The sequence below is a fragment of the Myxococcus sp. CA023 genome (assembly GCF_010998615.1).
In the GTDB taxonomy this organism is placed as follows: Bacteria; Myxococcota; Myxococcia; order Myxococcales; family Myxococcaceae; genus Myxococcus.
On sequence record NZ_JAAEAH010000119.1, the window covers coordinates 1 to 19,342 of the forward strand.

The following is a 19,342-nucleotide window of genomic DNA, read 5'->3' on the forward strand; positions in this document are numbered from 1 at the left end:
CCCCCGCTTCCACCCCCGCCGCCGCAGCAGCGCCCGCCGCTCCCGCTCCGAAGGGCGCCGAGCTGGACCTGCGCTACCAGAAGTTCGACCCCATCGGCACCGGGCCGCTGGGCACCGTCTTCAAGGGGCGCGTCACCGCGCTGGGCCTGGACATCTGCCTGAAGGAGCTGAAGGACATCTTCGGCTACTTCTCCTTCCTGCAGCGCGGCGAGGTGCTCAAGCGCCTGAAGAAGGAGCTGTGCGCCCAGGCGCAGGTGCGCCACCCGGGCGTGGTCCAGGTGGTGGACCAGAACGTGGATGCCGCCCGGCCGTACTTCGTGCTGGAGCTGATGCAGGGCAGCCTGCGTGAGCGGCTGGACGCGGGCGGTGGCAACGGCGTGCCGGTGCCCTTCGCGCTGCGCGCCTTCCTGCAGATGGCCTATGGTCTGCGGGCCGCGCACGCTGCGGGCCTCACGCACCACAACATCAAGCCGGAGAACGTGCTCTTCGACACGTACGGCAACGCGAAGCTGGCCGACTTCGGCCTGGGCCGCGTGGTGGAGGTGGACGCCACCAAGGGCATGCCCCAGGTCTTCGTGGGCACGGGTGGCATGGCCTATATGGCGCCGGAGCTGATGAACCGGGGCGGCAAGGAGCCGGGCGCCTCCGCGGATGTCTACGCGCTGGGCATCCTGCTCTACGAGATGCTCACCGGGCAGATTCCGGGCCGCCGCTCGCCGCTGCCCTCTGAGGTCAACCCGGAGGCCCCCAGCGGCCTCGACCAGCTCTTCGACAAGGCCACCCAGGACAAGCGCGAGCAGCGCTACCCGGACGTGGACGCCATGTTGGAGGACTTCTACAAGGCGTTCCCGGACAAGGAGTTCCTCGCCAAGGGCGACCTCGTCATCTCCTCGGACACGCCGAAGGAGTGACGGACGAGCGGCCGGGCCCCGGCGCACTCGGGGCTCGCCGCGCACGTTGGGGGCTGCCACACTCCGTGGCGCCATGACTCCGCCCCTGTCCGAAAGCGTGCTCATCACCGTCACCGGGAAGGACCATCCCGGAATCGTCTCGCGCCTCACCGGTCTGCTGGCGGAAGCTGGCGCCGAGCTGCTCGACGTGGAGCAGGTGGTGGTGCAGGGGCGCCTCACGCTCTGCCTGCTGGTGCGTCTGCCCCCGGCGAGCGGCACCCTGGAGGCGCTGCTGTCCGCCGCGAAGACGCTGGGCGTGACGCTGGACTTCCAGGCGGTGGAGGCGTCTGCCACGCCCGCCGCGTCCGCGCGCCACGTCGTCACCGCCGTGGGCCGCGCCCTGGGCGCGAAGGAGCTTCATTCGCTGACGCAGGTGCTCGCGGGGCACGGCGCCAACGTGGAGCGAATCACGCGCCTCAGCGAGCCGCACCTGGGCTCGGTGGACATCCACATCAGCCTGCCGCCGGGCCAGCCGCCCGACGCGCTCAAGCACGCGCTGCTGGAGCTGTCCATGCAGTCGGGCGGGTTCGACGTGGCGCTGCAGCGCGAGAGCCTGTTCCGGCGCGGCAAGCGGATGGTCGTCATGGACATGGACTCCACGCTCATCCGCATCGAGGTCATCGACGAGCTGGCGCGCGCGCATGGCGTGGGCGAGCAGGTGTCGCGCATCACCGAGCGCGCCATGCACGGCGAGATGGACTACGACGAATCGCTGCGTCAGCGCGTGGCGTTGCTGCGGGGCCTGGACGCGTCCGTGGTCCACCAGCTCGCGGCGAACCTGCCGCTGACGGAGGGCGCGGAGACGCTGGTGCGCGTGCTCAAGCGGCTGGGCTACCGCACCGCCGTCATCAGCGGCGGCTTCTCCGTGGCGGCCGAGGCGCTGAAGGTGCGGCTGGGCATCGACTTCGCGTACTCCAACGCGTTGGAGATTCAGGACGGGAAGCTGACCGGCCGCACCGTGGGCCGCATCGTCAACGCGCAGCGCAAGGCGGAGCTGTTGGAGTCGCTGGCGCAGGCGGAAGGCATCCTGCTGGACCAGGTGGTCGCCGTGGGAGACGGCGCCAACGACTTGCTGATGCTGGAGCGCGCCGGGCTGGGCATCGCCTTCCGGGCGAAGCCCAAGCTGCGCGCCGCGGCGGACACGTCCATCTCCGCGGGCGGCCTGGACAGCATCCTTTACCTGCTGGGGCTCACCGGCCGCGAGCTGCTGGAAGCGGGCTCCGGCGCCGGCTGAGGGCGCGCCCTACAGCCGCATTCGCGCCGCCAGTTCGCGCTGCTGGAGCTGGTTCTTCTCCAGCAGCAGCTCGAGCAGCGCGCGCAGAATCTTGGAGCTCTTCTCCTGGTTCTGCTGCACCGTTTGCAGCCGCTTGAGGTCCTCGTCTGTCCACTCGTTGGCGGGCGTGCCACCCGCCAGAATCTCGTCGAGGATGTCCGCGGCGCTGGCGCCAGCGCCTTGGGCGGGGGCGCGCTCCGGCGCGCGGGGCGCGGGCGGAGGCGCCGCGGCGGGAGCGGGCGGGGTGATGTCGGCGATGCGCTTCACCACCGTGTTGCCGCTCATGTCGACGACCTTGAACTCGTCCTCGTCCTCCGGCGCGTCCGAGCTGCTCGGGCGCTTGTTGCCGCCGAAGCGCGTGCTGACGACGGGCTCCTGGCCACGGTAGTGGCGGAGGATGGCGTGTTCGATTTCACGCTCGCCCGCCACCATGACGACCACGCGGGCGCGGCTCTTCGCCGCCACCTGGTCCAGGGTGACGAGGTCCGTGGGGTCCGCCATGGCCAGCACCAGCGTCTTGCCGTTGTCCTTGAGCGACACCGGGAAGACGGCCTTCTGTTCGGCGAGGCTCACGTCCACGCGTGAGAGCGCGCCTGCGTCGCGCGTGACGTTGCCCAACTGGATGCGCTGCATTCCCAGGCCCTGGCAGATGGCCTCGGTGATGACGTCGTCGGTGGCCAGACCCAGGTCCGCGATGATGCGCGACAGACGTCCGCCCCACTGGTCATGGGTGGCCAGCGCGCTGCGCAGCTGCAAGTCGTCGATGACGCGTGCCTTGACGAGGATGTCGCCAATGCGATTCCGGGAAGGAGAGGCCATGGCTCGGCATTCTACCGTCTAGATGCGCGGACGCTGAGTCCGTGATGAGGAGACCCAGCCATGCAGCCCTTCGCGGAATCCGCCGCCCAGCTTTGCCCCTACTGCGGTGAGGAAGTGGAGGTCGCCGTGGACCCCATTGGTGTGGCCTCGGAGACGTACATCGAAGACTGCCCGGTGTGCTGCCGTCCCTGGACGGTGCAGGTGTCCCGCGACGAGGAGAGCTTCGCCGTGCACCTGCGCCGCGACGACGACTGAGTCGGCCTGGAGGGCAGGCTGGCGGGCGTGAAGCGTGGCGCCGGCGAGGGCGCCGGGGCGTTGCTTGACACGTTCCGAAGCATGGTTCTCTTGAGTCTTGTGAGGCGGCGCTGGAGCTCCGGTGGGGGGCACCGCGGCGACCGCGAACCAGAACAACCCAGGCTCATTCATGCCGTGCGTCCGCGAGGACGTCACGAACAGGAGACGACCATGCAGACTCGCAATCCGTTCAACTCCGCCGTCGTGGTGAACCCGCTGATGCGCGATGTCGACGCGCTCTTCCGCGAGCTGACGCAGCCCATGTGGCGCCAGGCCCCGCGTGAGCGCACGCTGGCCGCGGACATCACCGAATCCGAGAGCGGCCTCACCCTCCAACTGGACATGCCCGGGCTGGAAGCGAAGGCCATCCAGGTGACGGTGGAGAAGGACATTCTCACCGTGCAGGCCGAGCGCAAGGCCGAGCCGCGCGCGGAGGGCGTCAACGTGCGCCGCCAGGAACGCGCTTTCGGGACGTTCGCCCGCTCCTTCGCGCTGCCTGACACGGTGGACGCAAGCCGGGTGGGGGCTCGCTACGAGCATGGCGTTCTGACGCTGACCCTGCCTCGGCGCGAGGAGTCCAAGCCCCGCGTCATCGAAGTCAAGGTCCAGGGCTGAATCCGCGGGCGCACACCGCGGGCCAGGGAGGTCACTTGCCTCCCACTGAAATCCCTGCCCAGGGCTTCCGCGAGCAAGGCGGAAGCCCTGCCTGTTCTACCGCTTGGCGCTGAGCGCCAGCGGAACGCGGAACAGCTCCAGCACCTGCTGCACGTCCAGCGGCTTGGCCATGCATGCCAGCGCGCCGGCCTGCTTGGACTGCTCCACGACCTCGGGCGTATGCGCGGACGTCATGGTGATGAGCCGCACGCCCTCCATCTGCTTGCGCGCGCGGATGCGGCGGCAGACTTCCAGGCCGTCGATGTCCGGCATGTTGAGGTCGATGATCATGCCGTGCGGCTTCTGCTCGGACACGAGCAGCAGGGCCTCCACGCCGCTCGTCGTCGTCTGCAGCTCCACCTGGGCCGCGAACGGCTTGAACGCGCGCTTGATGGCGTCCAGCACCGGACGCTCGTCATCCACCGCGAGCAGGCGCACCGTGCCGCTGCCGAGCTCCTCGGGAACCGGCATCTGGTGGGTGATGAGGAACGTGCGCAGGTCCGCCGACCGCACGCGGCGGTGGCCACCCGGCGTCCTGAACGCCATCAGGATGCCACGGTCAATCCACTTGCTCACCGTGGACGGATCCACCTGAAGCAAACGACTGATGTCGTGCGTCGTGTAGAGCTGGTCCGTCATCGCCGTACTCCCCTCTTGCTGCATCATTCCGCTGCCCATGGAACTATTCACCTACCTTGAACACGGGTTTTCTTCAACCTCACAGAGTACCGCGCCTATCAGTCCCTCTCATCAGACCCACTGCGTCGTCCCAGCGGCCACTGGCCTTGAGACACAGCTCCACGAGTTCACGAGCGGCTCCTCGGCCGCCAGGACTCTGGGTAACGAAGTGTGCCTCGCGGCGCACTTCGGGGACCGCATCCGCAGGACAAGCGGAAAGAGCCACCATTGAAAGTGGACCCAGGTCGTTGTGGTCGTCACCCATGTAGGCGCAAGCGTCCAGGGGCACGTCCAACTGGGTGACCAGCTCTTTGAGCGCGGCTGACTTGTCACGGCGGCCTTGGAACACGGCCGCGAGGCCCAGCTCCCGCCCGCGCTTCTCCACGATGCCGGAGGTGCGGGCGGTGAGGATGGCGGCGGGCAACCCGGACAGCCGGGCCATGACGAGCGCATGGCCGTCCTTGACGTCGAAGCGCTTCATCAGCTCGCCGTCCTGGCCGTAGTAGAGGCCGCCGTCGGTGAGCACCCCGTCCACGTCGAAGACGAGCAGCCGCACGCGCGCAGCACGGGACGTCAGCTCTTCCGTTGCCAGTCTGGAAGGGGCGTCCGTCACCATGGCTTGCTCGACTCCCTTGTTTGCCGACACATCAACCTGGCTCGTGTCCCAACACCCGGCGGATGCTCAGCACGTTTCGTACCACGTCTTCAAACATCTGTGGATTCAGCGAACAGGGACCGTCACACAGGGCACGATCCGGATCTTCGTGGACTTCCGTGAACAACGCGTCAATCCCGGCGGCCGCGGCGGAGCGGGCCAGCAATGAAACGAAGCGGCGTTCGCCCGCCGTCTCACCGTTTCCAGCGCTGGGGAGCTGAACGGAGTGGGTGGCGTCGAAGCACACGGCGAGGCCGGCGTCGCGCATCTGCGCGAAGCCACGCATGTCCACCACCAGGTTGTTGTAGCCGAAGGTCGAACCGCGCTCGGTGACGAGCACGTTGGGGTTGCCCGCTTCGAAGGCCTTGCGCGCCGAGTGGACGATGTCCTTGGGCGCCACGAACTGCCCCTTCTTCAGGTTCACGCCCTTGCCCGTACGCGCCACGGCTTCCACCAGGTCCGTCTGCCGGCACAGGAAGGCCGGTATCTGGATGATATCCACAACTTCCGAGGCTGGCCCGACGTGACTCGTCTCATGGACGTCCGTGAGGACGGGAACGCCCACTTCATCCCGGATTCTCTTCAGGATTCTCAGGCCTTCCTTGAGACCCGGGCCTCTGAAGGACTTGCCGCTGGTGCGGTTGGCCTTGTCGTAGGAGCACTTGAAGGCGTACGGCACGCCGAGCCGGCCGGTGATTTCCTTCAGCAGCCAGGCATGGCGCAGGGCCATGTCCTCGGATTCGATGCTGTCGGGGCCGGCGATGACGAACAGCTTCTGACCTTGGCCGACCTTGAAGCCACACAGCTCGATGGGGTTGGGGGCACTCATTCGGTCACCTTGCCGGCCGCCGCGTTCGCGTCCCGCTGGGCGAGCGCCGCGCGGATGAAGCCGGAGAAGAGGGGGTGGGGTGCGAAGGGCTTGCTCTTGAATTCAGGGTGGAACTGGCAGCCGACGAAGTAGGGGTGGTCGGCCAACTCAATCATCTCCACCAGGTTGAGCTCGGGGTTGGAGCCGGAGATGACCAGCCCCGCCTCCTGCAGCTTGGTGCGGTACGCGTTGTTCACTTCGTAGCGGTGGCGGTGGCGCTCCTGGATGGTGTCCTGCCCGTAGAGCTGGTGGGCGAGCGAGCCGGGCTTCAGCGCGCAGGCATAGCTGCCCAGGCGCATGGTGCCGCCCTTGTCCTGCACCTTCACCTGGCTCTCCATGAGCGTCACCACCGGGTGCGGCGTGTGCTCGTTGAACTCCAGGCTGTTGGCGGAGGACAGGCCCAGCACGCCGCGGCTGAACTCCACCACGGCCATCTGCAGGCCCAGGCAGATGCCGAAGAACGGCACCTTCTTCTCACGCGCGTAGCGCACGGCGGCGATCTTGCCCTCGGTGCCGCGCACGCCGAAGCCGCCGGGCACCAGGATGGCGTCCACGCCGGCCAGCAACTTCTCCGCGCCCTGCTCTTCGACCTCCTGGCTGTCGACGAAGTGCAGGTTCACCTTCACGTCGTTGGCGATGCCGCCGTGCAGCAGCGCTTCGTTGAGGCTCTTGTAGCTCTCCGTGAGGTTGACGTACTTGCCGACAATCGCGATGCGGACCTGGCCGCGCGCGGGCTCGTACACCTTGCGGATGATGTTCTCCCAGCGCTCCAGGTGGGGCGCCCGGCTCCAGATGTTGAGGACCTCCGCGAGCCGCTCATCCAGGCCCTGGCGGTGCAGCTCCAGCGGCAGCTCGTAGGTGCTGCGCACATCCGGCGACGTGAAGACGCTGCGCGTGTCCACGTTGCAGAACATGGCGATCTTGTCCTTCAGCTCGCGGGGCACCTCGCGGTCGGTGCGGCACACGAGGAAGTCGGGCTGGATGCCTATCTCCCGCAGCTTCATCACCGAGTGCTGCGTGGGCTTGGTCTTCACCTCGCCAGCCGCACCGATGTACGGCAGCAGCGTGAGGTGGACGTAGACGACGTTCTCGTTGCCCACGTCGTAGCGCATCTGCCGGATGGCCTCGAGGAAGGGCAGCGACTCGATGTCGCCCACGGTGCCGCCCACCTCCACGATGACCACGTCCGCGTCCTGCGCCGCCTGGCGGATGCTGGACTTGATTTCGTCGGTGACGTGCGGAATCACCTGGACCGTCTTGCCCAGGTATTCACCCCGCCGCTCCTTCATGATGACCGCGTGGTAGATGCGGCCGGACGTGAAGTTGTTGAGCCGGCTCATCCGCGCGTTGGTGAACCGCTCGTAGTGGCCGAGGTCCATGTCCGTCTCACCGCCGTCCTCGGTGACGAACACCTCGCCGTGCTGGAACGGGCTCATCGTGCCCGGGTCCACGTTGATGTAGGGGTCCAGCTTGATGAGGGTGACGGCCAGCCCACGGTTCTCCAGCAGGGCGCCAATCGAAGCGGAGGCGAGACCCTTGCCGAGGGAGCTGACCACTCCGCCCGTCACGAAGATGAACTTGGTTTTCTTGGAGCGCATGTCCCGTTCTGCCTACTGAGGCAGGGATGCGTCAATTATTCTGTTTCCGATGGACGGCCGCTCGCTGGGGCCGGCGGGGGCGGCGTCAGTTGCCGTCCCAAGCACCCGGCCGGGCGACCGCGAACTCCTGGGCGTTCGGCTGCCCGACGCGGAACTTGCGCAAATCGCAGTTCCGGCAGCTCCAGCCCTCCCAGCCCCGCTTCACCACCAGGTGCAGGCAGGCGTCGTAGTTGGGGCAAAAGAGGTTGCGCTGCGCGTCCACGGACTCCTCGTCCCGGAGGGCGGTGGGCAGCGGGCTGGGGCATGGAGTGATGGACACGGCGGAAACTCCCGGATGAAACGTGTTGAGTCGGCCTCTCCCCCCGGCGCGCTCCGAACAGGAGGGGCGGTCTGGCATTCCCGAGTCGTCGCGAAAAGGCCCGTCCCCCTCGCGGGGAACGGGCCCGGAACTGCCAGCATCCGCCACCGCCTCGGAGCCTCTTCAGGCCCGCGAAGCGGAGGTGGACGCCTTGGAGTTGCTGTCGTTCAAGGCATCACCTCCTTTCGGAGCCCCAGACTTAATCGGGAGCCATGGGGCGCGCCACTGCCGTGGGGTGCGTGGCGAGCGCCGTGTGGGCACCAAGCGTTCAAGCTGCGACAAACTGCCGCTCCACCAGGCGCCGGTACAGGCCCTCCTGGCTCATGAGGGAGGCGTGGGTGCCGCTCTGGATGACGAGGCCGCCGTCGAGCACCAGCACCCGGTCCGCGTTGGCCACGGTGGACAGGCGGTGGGCGATGATGAGCGTGGTGCGGCCCTTCATCAGGCGCTCCAGCGCGTCCTTCACCAGGTGCTCGCTCTCCGCGTCCAGGGCGCTGGTGGCTTCGTCCAGGATGAGCAGGCGAGGGTCCTTCAGCACCGCCCGGGCGATGGCCACGCGCTGCTTCTGGCCACCGGAGAGCTGCACGCCGCGCTCGCCCACCTGGGTGCCGTAGCCTTCCGGGAAGCGCTCGATGTACGCGTGGGCGTTGGCGGCCCGGGCGGCCTCCTCCACCTGGGCGTCGGTGGCGCCGGGCCGGCCGTAGCGGATGTTGTCCGCGATGGAGCAGGAGAAGAGCTGGGGCTCCTGCGCCACCATGCCGATGTTGCGGCGCAGCCACTCCGGCTCCAGGGCGGTGAGCGGATGGCCGTCCAGCAGCACCTCGCCGTTCTGCGGGTCGTAGAAGCGCGACAGCAGGGAGGCCAGCGTGGACTTGCCCGCGCCGGAGGGGCCCACCACCGCCACCACCTCGCCCGGCCGCAGCTCCAGGTCCAGGCCCTGGAGCACCGGAACGTCGGGACGGCTGGGGTAGGCGAAGTGCACGCCGCGGAACTGCACGTGCCCGCGCAGGTCGGTCAGCTGCTCGCCGCCAGCGCCGATGGCGGGCTTGCGGTCCAGGAGCTCGAAGACGCGCTCGGCGGCGCCGCTGGCGCGCATGAAGTCCGCCCACAGCTCTGCGATGCCGCTGAACGAGAAGGCCACCAGCATGGTGTAGATGAGGAACGAGGTGAGCTCGCCCACGGAGAGGCCGCCGTCCACCACCAGCCGGCCGCCATACCAGAGCACCGCGGCGATGGAGCCATACCCCGCGATGGAGGCCACGCCCATGAAGACGGAGGTCTGGAGCGCGCGCTTCTTCGCCAGCGTGAAGGAACGCTCCACGGCGACGCTGTAGCGCTCCACCTCGTGCCGCTCCGCGGCGAAGGAGCGCACGGTGCGGATGCCGGACAGGTCCTCCTCGGCCACCTCGCCGCTGGCGGCGAGCGCGTCCTGGGCCTGACGGGAAATCACCCGGACCCGGCGCCCGTAGAACACGCCGCCAATGGCCACGGGCGGGATGACGGCCAGCATCACCAGCGTGAGCTGGACGGACGTGTAGAGCAGCAGGCCCACGCCGCCCAGGGCCGTGACGACGTAGCGCAGCATCATGGACACGTTGGCCGTGACGGTGGTCTGCAGGACGGTGGTGTCCGAGGAGAGCCGGCTGGTGAGTTCACCCGTGCGGCGCGAATCGAAGAAGCCCACCTCCTGGGACAGCAGGGCGCGGAAGAGGTCCTTGCGCAGCCGCGACACCACGCGTTCGCCGGCGTTGGTGAAGAGGTAGATGCGCAGCGCCATGGCGATGCCCTGCACCGTGAACACGGCGAGCATCAGCATCGCGAGCCGATCCACCACGTACCGGTCGCGCGCGTTGAGGGCCTGGTCCACCAGGTCGCCAATGGCGCGGGGATAGGCCAGCGTGGCGCCGCTGCTGATGAGGAGGAAGAAGGTGCCCGCGGCCAGTGGCAGCAGTTCCGGGCGCGCCAGCTTCAGCAGGCGCCGAACGGTGACGCCAGGGGAGGCACTGCTTTTCGAATCGTTCGCGGGGGAAGACACCGGCGGAGACTAACGCGAGCTTCCAACCTGCGCACCGGACGCCTGCGTGTGCGTTGAAGCGGTATTAATCCTCTCGAAGCGAGTCATACGCCGAATCAGGGGGAGTGCCATGGAGCAGCGTCCGTTCGGAAGCACACGGGTGTCCGTGCCCGTCCTGGGCCAGGGGACCTGGCAGATGGAGGAGGACGACCGGGCAGGCGCCATCCGCGCCCTTCGCGCCGGGTTGGACCTGGGAATGACGCACGTGGATACCGCTGAACTGTACGGCCACGGCAAGGTGGAGGAGTCCATCGTCTCCGAGGCCATCGCGGGCCGGCGCGGCGACGTCTTCCTGGTGTCGAAGGTGATGCCGTCCAACGCTTCCTACGCGGGCACGCTCGCCGCCTGTGAGCGGAGCCTGAAGCGGCTGCGCACGGACCACCTCGACTGCTACCTGCTGCACTGGCCGGGTTCGCACCCGCTGGAGGAGACGGTGCGCGCCTTCGAGAAGCTGGTGGCGGACGGAAAGATTCGCGCCTGGGGCGTGAGCAACTTCGGGGTGGAGGACCTGGAGGAGGCGCTCGCGCTCGCGGGGCCCGGGCGCATCGCCTGCAACCAGGTGCTCTACCACCTGGAGGAGCGCGCCATTGAACACGCCGTCCTGCCCTGGTGCGAAGCCCAGGGGGTGGCGGTGGTGGGCTACAGCCCCTTCGGTAACGGCCGTTTTCCCCGGCCCGACAGCCGGGGTGGGAAGGTGCTGGGCGCCATCGCCCGCGCGCACGGCGTCACGCCGTACCAGGTGGCGCTCCGGTTCCTGGTGCGCGGGCCGTCGCTGTTCGCCATTCCCAAGGCGAGCCGGGAAGCCCACGCACGCGACAACGCCGCCGCCGCGTCGCTGACGCTGACCGCCGACGAACTGGCCCACCTCGACGCGGCCTTCCCGCTGGGGTCCGAGCCGGCGTCGCTGCCCGTCATCTGATGCCGGCGGCGAAGGCCTTGCGGAAGGCGGACACGGTGGGCTCACCCGGGCCCACCGTCACCGTGCCCGTCTCGCCCTCCACGGCGGCGCGGGTGTCGCGGCCCTTGAGGAAGCGCACGGTGGTGATGCGGCGCAGCACCTCGCGGCCCTGCTCCTGGGCCAGGGCGCGCAAGGCATGGCTGGCGACATTCACGGCGGACTCCAGCGCGCGGCGGCCCGGCTCGTCGTCCAGGCCCACCCAGTCCACCTCGAAGCGCAGGGGCTTGCCGCCCAGGGACGCCTCGCCCGGCCAGAACTGCTCGGTGAGGGCGTGGGGCAGCTTCTCCAGCAGCGTCACCACGTCCTGCCGCGTGGGGTTGGGCCGTACGAGCTGCGTCAGCTCCAGCAGCTTCTCCGCGTTGCCCACCGCCACCGCCACCACCGTGGACAGGTCCACGTAGGCCACCGACTCCGAGCGGCGCAGCCCTTCCTTGCCCAGGGCCATCAGCACCGATTCGCGGGGCACGTAGTCCACCACCTCGCCCGTCATCGAATGACCGTGCGCAAGGTGGAGCGTGACGGTGATGGTGGGCACTTCTTCGCCCGAGCGCGCCCGCGTGGCGAGCGTTCCCAACTGCTCCAGAACCCGCTCCACCTTGCGCGACAACAGCCGCTGAACGCCCTCCATGTCCTCGTCCTCCTGCTGCTGCTTGCGGGTCTCTTGCGCGCGCTGCGGTTTCGGAGGCGCGGGTGGTTTCGGGGCGGCTTCGGGCCGGGGGGCTTCCGCGGGGGCATGCTCCCGAGCCTCGGCGGCATGGGGCGCGCCCGCTGGGCCGGCGGCATGGACCGTGGTTCCCGCTCCGGGCAGGGCGGATGTGGTTGGCGCGGTAGCGGGCGCCGCGTCAGGCGAGGGGGACTCCGCGTCCGCCTTCGCCGCGCCACCGCCAAACACGTTCTTGAGGAAGCCCATGGTCAGCCCCCCCGCGCGCGCATGAGGGCCTCCACCTTCTCCACGTCACCGGGGAGGTCGACGGCCACCGTGTGCGAGGTGACCTTCGCGCAGCGGATGGGGATGCCGTGCTCCAACGCGCGGAGTTGCTCCAGCTTCTCCGCGTCCTCCAGCGGCGTGGGCGCCAGCTTCGCCAGCGACAGCAGCACCTCGCGCCGGTAGCCGTAGAGGCCGATGTGGCCCCAGCGCTGGACGGGCGTGTTCGGCTCGCGGGCGTGGGGTACCAGGCTGCGGCTGAAGTAGAGCGCGTCGCCGTTGAGCGCGAGCACCGCCTTCACCACGTGCGGGCTGGCGGCTTCGTCCGCTTCGAGCGGGCGGACCAGGGTGCCCATCCGCACGGATGCGTCCTGGAAGAGCCCCGCCAGCCGCTGGAGCGCGGCGGGGTCCACCAGGGGCTCGTCTCCCTGGACGTTCACCCAGATGTCGATGTCTGGACGGCCGAGCGCCACCTCGGCGACCCGATCCGTCCCCGTGGCGCAGGCGGGGCTGGTCATCACCGCCTTGCCGCCAAAACCTTCCACGGCGGCGCGAATGCGGTCGTCATCGGTGGCAACCCACACCTCATCGAAGGCCTGGGCCTCCTGACAGCGGCGCCAGACGTGCTCAATCATTGTTCGGCCGGCGATGATTGCCAGCGGCTTGCCCGGGAAGCGGGTGCTGGCATGTCGGGCGGGAATGACTGCAACGGTCCGGCAAGATTGCATGACCCCTCCATCTATCAGGTTCGCGACGAATGCCGGCCCCCGGGATTGGACATTCGCATCATGGGACACTGGCCAGCGCGGCTCCAGTGCCTAGCTTTGGTCGCAACATGAAGAAGGTCATTCATATCGTTGGGGCGCGTCCGAACTTCATGAAGGTCGCGCCCATCTATCGCGCCATCGCCGAACGTACCCCCCTGGAGCAAATCCTTGTCCACACGGGGCAACACTACGACGCCAAGATGAGCGACGTGTTCTTCGCCGACCTCGGCCTTCCTGCCCCGGACGTCCATCTGGGCATCGGGTCGGGCAGCCACGCGCAGCAGACAGCGCGCATGATGGTGGAGCTGGAAAAGGTTTTCCTAGCCCACCCTCCGGCGCTGGTCTCTGTCGTGGGCGACGTGAACAGCACCATCGCGGCGGCGCTGGTGACGTCGAAGCTGGGCATCCCCCTGGCACACGTCGAAGCGGGGCTGCGCAGTTACTCGCCACACCAACCGGAGGAGATCAATCGCCTGGTCACCGACCGCCTGTCGGACCTGCTGCTGACGCCGTCACGTGACGCGGATGCCAACCTGCTCAAGGAAGGCACCGACCCGGCCCGCATCCATTTCGTGGGCAACGTGATGATCGACTCGCTCTTCGCCTCGCGCGAGAAGGCCGACAAGCTGCCGCTGCTCAAGGACCTGGGGCTCATCCCCCACGGCTACGCGGTGTGCACGCTGCACCGGCCCTCCAACGTGGACGACCCCAAGATTCTGGGCGGCCTCCTGTCCGCGGTGGCCCACGTCGCCACGCGCCTGCCGGTCATCTTCCCGGTGCACCCGCGCACGCGGAAGGTGATTTCGGAGCATGGCCTGAGCACGTGGTTCGAGCGCACGCCGAACCTGCGGCCCGTGGAGCCCATGGGCTACCTGGACTTCCTGGCGCTCACGTCGAAGGCGCGCCTGGTGCTCACCGACTCTGGCGGCCTCCAGGAGGAGACGACGGCCATGGGCATCCCGTGCCTCACCCTGCGCGAGCAGACCGAGCGCCCCATCACCGTGGAGGAAGGCTCCAACGAGGTGGTGGGCACCGACCCGGTCCGCATCCGTCTGGCCGCCGACCGCGTGCTGGATGGTGAAGGCAAGCAGGGCCGCGTGCCCGAGTTCTGGGATGGCCGCGCCGCCGAGCGCATCGCGGACCTGTTCGCGAGCTTCCTGGGCGTCGAGGACCGGCCGATTCAGGCGGCCTCGGCCTGATGACAAATGACGGGTGGGGGCCCCGGCGTTCCGTGGGCCCGCCCGCTCGCCCGTCCCCGCCTGTGCAGGAGGGCCCGCCGTGGTAGAGCGCTGGCAGGCCCATGCACAGCGCACCGCAGGAAGAAGCCCCCGAGGGCTACGTCGACATCCGCTACGTCGTCGAGCCGAACTACGCGGGTTGGCGGCTGGATGAGTACCTGGGTGAGAAGCTCCGCCGGATGACGCGGGAGCGGCTCCAGGGCGTCATCCTGAGGGGTGTCATCTGCGAGGAGCGGCGCCTGAAGCCGTCCACGCCGGTGTACCCGGGACTGGCCTTCCGCATCCGCCGCCGCGCCAGCGAGGAGCCGGACACGCCCACGGAATTGCCCGTGGTGTTCCAGGACGACTGGCTGCTGGTGCTGGACAAGCCCGCGGGTCTGCCCATCCACCCCACGGCGCGCTACCACAAGGGCACCCTCGTCACATTGCTGCGGGAGCGCTTCGGTGAGCGCTTCGCCGAGCCCGCGCACCGGTTGGACCGGGAGACCAGCGGGCTGGTCGTCTGCGGGCGCACCACCGAGTCCTGCCGGGTGCTGGGGCGGCTGTTCGTTTCGCGTGACGTGCACAAGGAGTACCTGGCGCTCTGCGAAGGGCATCCGCCCGAGGACACGTTCACCGTGGATGCGCCCATCGCGGAGGGCACCGAGCTCATCCGCATCGCCGTGCGCATCGACCCGGTGGAGGGCAAGGAGAGCCGCACGCGCTTCCAGGTGCTCCAGCGCTTCACGCGGGACGGCGCGCCCTTCACGTTGCTGCGCTGCTTCCCGGAGACGGGCCGCCAGCACCAGATTCGTATCCACCTGCGCCACGCGGGCTTCCCGCTCGTGGGCGACAAGATGTACGGGCCGGATCCGGGCTACTTCGACCGCTTCAGCAAGCACTGTCTGGAGCCCGAGGCGTGGCCGCGGCTGCGCCTGCCCCGTCAGGCACTGCACGCCGCGCGCATCGCCTTCCCCCACCCGGGCTCTGGCCAGGCGGTGGTGTTCGATGCGCCCCTGCCCGCGGACCTCACGGACTTCATCGAAGGCCGGCCCGTGGCTTTGCCGGCCTGAAACGCGAAGGCCCCCAGCCCGGAATGAAGCGGGCAGGGGGCCAGGGGCGTGAAGCAGGTGATGACGTCAGGCGGTGAGCTTGCTGGGCTCGGAGCGCTCCTCGCCGAAGTCACCGATGAGGTACTTGCCGGAGAAGCAGGCGGTGCAGAAGCTGCCGCGCTCCGGGTCGCCTACCGCGCGGCCCAGGCCCTCCTGGGAGATGTAGCCGAGCGAGTCCGCCGTCACGTACGTGGCGATCTCCTCCAGGCTGTGCGTCGCGGCGATGAGCTCCTGACGGCTCGGTGTGTCGATGCCGTAGTAGCAAGGCCACTTCGTGGGCGGCGAGGAGATGCGCAGGTGCACCTCCACCGCGCCCGCCGCCTTGATCATCTTCACGATTTTGCGGCTCGTGGTGCCGCGGACGATGGAGTCGTCCACCACCACCACGCGCTTGCCCTTGAGCACCTGCCGCACCGCGGACAGCTTCAGCTTCACGCCGAAGTGGCGGATGGACTGCTGCGGCTCGATGAAGGTGCGGCCCACGTAGTGGCTGCGGATGAGGCCCACGTCGTAGGGGATGCCGCTGGCCTGCGCGAAGCCGATGGCCGCTGGAACGCCCGAGTCCGGCACCGCGATGACCAGGTCCGCGTTGGGCGCGGGCTGCTCCTTCGCGAGCTGACGGCCCAGCTCCTTGCGCACTTCGTAGACGTTGCTGCCGAACAGCGTGGAGTCCGGCCGCGCGAAGTACACGTGCTCGAAGATGCAGCGCGCCTGACGCGGCGGCTCCGCGAAGGGCTTGCTGGTGCGCAGCAGCCCGTTCTCGATGACGAGCAGCTCGCCCGGCTCCACCTCGCGCACGATTTCCGCCTCGATGAGGTCCAGCGCGGTCGACTCGCTGGCCAGCACGTAGGCGCCTTCCTTCATCCGCCCCAGCACCAGCGGCCGGATGCCGTGCGGGTCCCTCACCGCGACGAGCTTGCTCTCCGTGAGCACCAGGAGGCTGTAAGCGCCCGTTACCTTGCGCAGCGCCTCCACGAGCTTCTGCTCGAAGGTCGCCTGCTTGGAGCGCGCCAGCAGGTGCAGGATGACTTCCGTGTCCGCGTCCGACTGGAAGATGGCTCCGTCGGCCTCGAGCTGCTGCTTCAGCTCGATCGCGTTCACCAGGTTACCGTTGTGCGCGATGGCGCACTGCCCGCCCGCGTACTGCACGAAGAGCGGCTGGGCGTTCTTGAGGGCGCTGCCTCCAGCGGTGGAGTAGCGCACATGGCCGATGGCCGCCTGCCCAGGCAGGTCGGCGAGCACCGGCGCATCGAAGATGTCGGCGACGAGTCCCATCTGCCGGTGAGCGCGCAGCCCCATCCCGTCAGAGGAGACAATGCCCGCGGACTCCTGCCCGCGGTGCTGGAGGGCGTGCAGCCCCAGGTACGTCAGGTTGGAGGCCTCGGCGTGCCCCACGATTCCGAAGATGCCGCACATGGCGCGCTGCCTTACTCCTTTCGAGCGGTGAGCGGAACAGGAACGCATGCCCCTCTGGTGGGTATTCCACCCGACGCCAGAGTCGTTTCATGTGGGCAGTCAGGCGTCCCAAAGGCCAGGCCCTGCGGTTAGTCTGGTTCCCGCATGGCATCTTCGCGACGGGTCCGCTGGCGTTCCTTGTTTCCCCTGGTGTTGCTCACCGTGGGCGCCGCGTATTCGCTGGCGTCCTGGAACTGGTGTGGCAGCTGGGCCGAACGCGCGCCAGTCCTTGTGTCACAGGTCCATGGCGAAGGGCCGCTGCGCGCGGGTGCGGCGAAGGTGGCGCTCTCGCCGCCCTTCCCGGTGGTGGTGGCCGGTTATTCGCCGCCACGGCCCGACGCGGACCAGGCCGACGTGCCGCTCCACGCGCGCGCGGTGGTGCTGGAGGCAGGAGGGACACAGGTGGGGCTGGTGTCGTTGGACCTGCTCCTCGTTCCGGATGTGCTGGCCTCTCGGGTACGTGAGCGCGCGCGGGCCTCGGGGCTGGAGGATGTGCTGGTCCTGGCCACGCACACGCATTCGTCGTTGGGCGGGTATGACTCGCGGTTGGTGGCCCAGCTGTCCGGCACCGGGCGCTACCGGGAAGACGTGGTGGATGCCATCACCACGGCAGCGGGTGACGCATTGGCCCAGGCGGCCGCGTCGCTCGCCCCGGTGTCGCTGGAGGTCGGCGAGGCGCGGCAGCAGAAGTTCGTCATCTCCCGCAGCGGTGGCGAGAAGCCGGATGGCGTCCTGACGCGCGCGGTGTTCCGGGGGCAAGAGGGCCCGGTGGCGGAGCTGCTGCTCTACGCCGCGCACCCGACGATGGTGCCGCGTCGCCGCGCCTACGTCGACCCTGACTACCCCGGCCGGCTCAGCGCGCTGCGCGAGGAGGCGGGCAGCGGCGTGACGCTGTTGCTGCAGGGGGCGGGGGGCAATGCGACGGTGGCGTACTCGGAAGGGCAGGGGCTGGAGCGGGTGTCGGGCTTCGCGCATGCGCTGGCGGAGCTGGCCGGCGATGCGCCCTTGTCACCCGTGGGGGAGACCGTGCGGCTGTCTCTGGCGCGCGCTGATGCGGCCATGCCACGTCCGGACGCTTCGCGGCTGGTGCCGGCGCTGACGCGGGCGGCGGGGGACAACCTGCTGTGTGAATCCGCGCCGCGTCTGGCGGAGGTGGGCGCGCTGGTGCTGGGGCCGCTGAAGCTGGTGGCGGTGCCGGGTGAGCCCAGCGTGGCCGCGGGCATGGAGTTGCTGCAGCGGACCGGCGCCACGGGCGTGCTGAGCCTGGCGGACGGTTACGTGGGCTACGTGGAGACGGCGGCGAACGTGCAGGGTGGACTGGGGGAGGCCAGGCGCCAGTACTTCGGGCCCGCGCTGCTGGAGCGGCTGAGCGTGGCGGCGGAGTTCGTTGCCGGGGCGGCGGGCTTCACGCCTTGAGGCGGCCGGGCGCCGCGGAGGACTTTCCGCGGCGCGGCCGGCTTGAGGCTGGCTAGAACTTCTCGAACTTGGAGTCCTTCTTGCGCTTCTTGAACATGAGCGCGGTGCGGCCCAGCAGCTGCGCGAGCTCCGCCTGGGCGCCCTCGGCGATGCGCGCCGCGGCTTCCTGGCGCGTCTCCGGGCCCTCGTTGATCTTGACCTTGATGAGCTCGTGGTCCTGCAGCGCCTGCTCGATGGCGGCGATGACACCCTCGGTGACGCCGGCCTGACCGACGATGACCACCGGCTCCAGGTGGTGTCCTAGCGCGCGCAGGTGGCGGCGTTGCTTCCCAGTGAGCGGCACGTTCCTTCTCTCCTTCGTGGTTTCGGGTGGAGCCTCCTGGGCCCCACCGTCGGGGGGCGCACCCTACTTCTTCTGCGACGCGATGCGGACTTCTCGCTGTGCGTCGATGTGGTCCGGTTGAAGCTCCACGGTGCGCTTGAAGTGCTTGAGCGCGCCCTGGCCGTCACCACTCAGCTTGGCGATGACGCCCAGGAAGTAGTGCGCGGGGGCGCAGCGCTCGTTGCGTCTGATGGCGTTCTGGATTTCCCGGAAGGCTTCGGGCTGGGCGGCCTTCTTGTCCGCCGCCGTGAAGAAGCGCGCGTAGCCACGCCACGCGTAGAACTCCGCTTCCTCCGGGTTCAGCTTGATGGCCTCGTCCAGCATCTTCACGGCGTCCGGGAACTTGCGCGCCTTCACCAGGATGCAGGACTTCTGGAACAGCTCCTCCGCCATGAGGATGCCGTTGATGTCCACCCCGTCTCCGCTGCCGCCGCTCTTGAGTTCCTCGATGTAGCTGGCGCGGCTGCTGTCGTCGGAGAGGGTGCGGTAGGCGTCGCCGATATACGCGAAGACCTCCGCCTTCAGTTTCTCCAGCTCCGGCGGCGCCCCCTGCGGGAGCGTGTCCGGGTGGTAGAGCTTGGCCAGGCGGAAGTATGCGATCTTCACCGCGCTGGAGTTCGTCTGCTCGGTCAGCCCGAGCCGCTGGAAGTGGTTCTGCTGCTTCATCGCCATCGTGAGCTGGCGCAGGGCGGGAATCTCTTCAGCCCCTGGTGCATTCGCGGGCGTCGCCGCGGCGGCGGGCGCGGCTGGACGCTGCGCGCCCTGTGCGGACAGTGACGGTGGGGGACGGGGCTGGGCGCCGGGCCCGGCGACCGGGGGACGCGCGGCGGTGGCGCCGGGGCCAGCGGCTGGGGCCGTGCCTGCCGGACGTGGGGCGGTGGCACCGGGG

At 69.0% G+C, this 19,342-nt stretch carries 20 protein-coding genes; 8 read left to right on the plus strand and 12 right to left on the minus strand.

Annotated features, from left to right (window positions below; translation table 11 throughout):
- On the plus strand, window positions 1-911 hold a 911-nt coding region (locus tag F8M74_RS34880), incomplete at its 5' end, for a serine/threonine-protein kinase (RefSeq protein ID WP_163884702.1).
- 73 nt (window positions 912-984) lie between these two features.
- Entirely contained in the window at window positions 985-2,184 is a 1,200-nt protein-coding gene (gene serB / locus F8M74_RS34885; RefSeq protein WP_141255407.1) for a phosphoserine phosphatase SerB, read from the plus strand.
- A gap of 9 nt (window positions 2,185-2,193) precedes the next feature.
- Here serB and F8M74_RS34890 read toward each other — a convergent pair whose 3' ends face one another.
- Entirely contained in the window at window positions 2,194-3,042 is an 849-nt protein-coding gene (locus F8M74_RS34890) for a general secretion pathway protein GspE (RefSeq protein WP_141255406.1), read from the minus strand.
- Window positions 3,043-3,102: 60 nt separating this feature from the next.
- Between F8M74_RS34890 and F8M74_RS34895 the strand changes: the two genes are divergently transcribed.
- The gene (locus F8M74_RS34895; RefSeq protein WP_140860874.1) at window positions 3,103-3,297 is read left to right on the plus strand and encodes a CPXCG motif-containing cysteine-rich protein; all 195 of its coding nucleotides are present in this window, start codon (window positions 3,103-3,105) and stop codon (window positions 3,295-3,297) included.
- Window positions 3,298-3,507: 210 nt separating this feature from the next.
- Window positions 3,508-3,951, plus strand: a complete 444-nt coding sequence (locus tag F8M74_RS34900) for an Hsp20/alpha crystallin family protein (protein ID WP_141255405.1) — start codon at window positions 3,508-3,510, stop codon at window positions 3,949-3,951.
- 96 nt (window positions 3,952-4,047) lie between these two features.
- Here the strand turns inward: F8M74_RS34900 and F8M74_RS34905 are convergent, their stop codons facing one another.
- The 6 genes from F8M74_RS34905 to F8M74_RS34930 form a co-directional block, all read right to left on the minus strand.
- Window positions 4,048-4,668, minus strand: a complete 621-nt coding sequence (locus F8M74_RS34905; RefSeq protein ID WP_141255404.1) for a response regulator — start codon at window positions 4,666-4,668, stop codon at window positions 4,048-4,050.
- A 40-nt stretch (window positions 4,669-4,708) separates the two neighbouring features.
- Window positions 4,709-5,284, minus strand: coding sequence for an HAD family hydrolase (locus F8M74_RS34910; RefSeq protein WP_141255403.1), 576 nt, complete (start codon window positions 5,282-5,284; stop codon window positions 4,709-4,711).
- A gap of 31 nt (window positions 5,285-5,315) precedes the next feature.
- Window positions 5,316-6,152, minus strand: coding sequence for a 3-deoxy-8-phosphooctulonate synthase (gene kdsA / locus F8M74_RS34915; RefSeq protein ID WP_140860880.1), 837 nt, complete (start codon window positions 6,150-6,152; stop codon window positions 5,316-5,318).
- Window positions 6,149-7,789 (minus strand): CTP synthase, encoded by a 1,641-nt coding sequence (locus tag F8M74_RS34920; protein WP_141255402.1) that lies wholly within the window; start codon window positions 7,787-7,789, stop codon window positions 6,149-6,151. Before F8M74_RS34920 ends, kdsA begins: the two co-directional genes overlap by 4 nt.
- An 85-nt stretch (window positions 7,790-7,874) precedes the next feature.
- Complete coding sequence (locus F8M74_RS34925) at window positions 7,875-8,108, minus strand: hypothetical protein (protein ID WP_020478920.1); 234 nt, start codon at window positions 8,106-8,108, stop codon at window positions 7,875-7,877.
- 307 nt (window positions 8,109-8,415) lie between these two features.
- Window positions 8,416-10,182 carry an ABC transporter ATP-binding protein gene (locus F8M74_RS34930; protein WP_141255401.1) on the minus strand — a complete coding sequence of 589 codons (1,767 nt, stop codon included), beginning with the start codon at window positions 10,180-10,182 and terminating at the stop codon, window positions 8,416-8,418.
- 109 nt (window positions 10,183-10,291) lie between these two features.
- Between F8M74_RS34930 and F8M74_RS34935 the strand changes: the two genes are divergently transcribed.
- Window positions 10,292-11,140 carry an aldo/keto reductase gene (locus F8M74_RS34935; protein WP_141255400.1) on the plus strand — a complete coding sequence of 283 codons (849 nt, stop codon included), beginning with the start codon at window positions 10,292-10,294 and terminating at the stop codon, window positions 11,138-11,140.
- On the opposite strand, the gene F8M74_RS34940 is transcribed toward F8M74_RS34935, so the two are convergent.
- Together F8M74_RS34940 and kdsB are read right to left on the minus strand one after the other, a co-directional pair.
- Window positions 11,133-12,089, minus strand: a complete 957-nt coding sequence (locus tag F8M74_RS34940) for a hypothetical protein (RefSeq protein ID WP_141255399.1) — start codon at window positions 12,087-12,089, stop codon at window positions 11,133-11,135. The two genes, F8M74_RS34935 and F8M74_RS34940, sit on opposite strands and share 8 nt — an antisense overlap.
- A gap of 2 nt (window positions 12,090-12,091) precedes the next feature.
- Window positions 12,092-12,832 carry a 3-deoxy-manno-octulosonate cytidylyltransferase gene (kdsB, locus tag F8M74_RS34945; RefSeq protein ID WP_141255398.1) on the minus strand — a complete coding sequence of 247 codons (741 nt, stop codon included), beginning with the start codon at window positions 12,830-12,832 and terminating at the stop codon, window positions 12,092-12,094.
- Between the two features lie 107 nt (window positions 12,833-12,939).
- Between kdsB and wecB the strand changes: the two genes are divergently transcribed.
- Window positions 12,940-14,070 (plus strand): non-hydrolyzing UDP-N-acetylglucosamine 2-epimerase, encoded by a 1,131-nt coding sequence (gene wecB, locus F8M74_RS34950; protein WP_141255397.1) that lies wholly within the window; start codon window positions 12,940-12,942, stop codon window positions 14,068-14,070.
- 101 nt (window positions 14,071-14,171) lie between these two features.
- A complete protein-coding gene (locus tag F8M74_RS34955) occupies window positions 14,172-15,161 on the plus strand; it encodes an RluA family pseudouridine synthase (RefSeq protein ID WP_141255396.1) in 990 nt (329 codons plus the stop codon).
- Window positions 15,162-15,227: 66 nt separating this feature from the next.
- Here F8M74_RS34955 and purF read toward each other — a convergent pair whose 3' ends face one another.
- Window positions 15,228-16,616: an amidophosphoribosyltransferase gene (gene purF / locus F8M74_RS34960; RefSeq protein WP_216620799.1), complete on the minus strand. Its 1,389-nt coding sequence runs from the start codon at window positions 16,614-16,616 to the stop codon at window positions 15,228-15,230.
- A 144-nt stretch (window positions 16,617-16,760) separates the two neighbouring features.
- Between purF and F8M74_RS34965 the strand changes: the two genes are divergently transcribed.
- Window positions 16,761-18,071: a neutral/alkaline non-lysosomal ceramidase N-terminal domain-containing protein gene (locus F8M74_RS34965; protein ID WP_141255394.1), complete on the plus strand. Its 1,311-nt coding sequence runs from the start codon at window positions 16,761-16,763 to the stop codon at window positions 18,069-18,071.
- Window positions 18,072-18,123: 52 nt separating this feature from the next.
- Here F8M74_RS34965 and yhbY read toward each other — a convergent pair whose 3' ends face one another.
- Together yhbY and F8M74_RS34975 are read right to left on the minus strand one after the other, a co-directional pair.
- The gene (gene yhbY / locus F8M74_RS34970) at window positions 18,124-18,414 is read right to left on the minus strand and encodes a ribosome assembly RNA-binding protein YhbY (RefSeq protein ID WP_141255393.1); all 291 of its coding nucleotides are present in this window, start codon (window positions 18,412-18,414) and stop codon (window positions 18,124-18,126) included.
- Between the two features lie 63 nt (window positions 18,415-18,477).
- Window positions 18,478-19,342, minus strand: an 865-nt coding sequence (locus F8M74_RS34975) for a DnaJ domain-containing protein (protein WP_163884704.1), incomplete at its 5' end; no start/stop codon positions are given.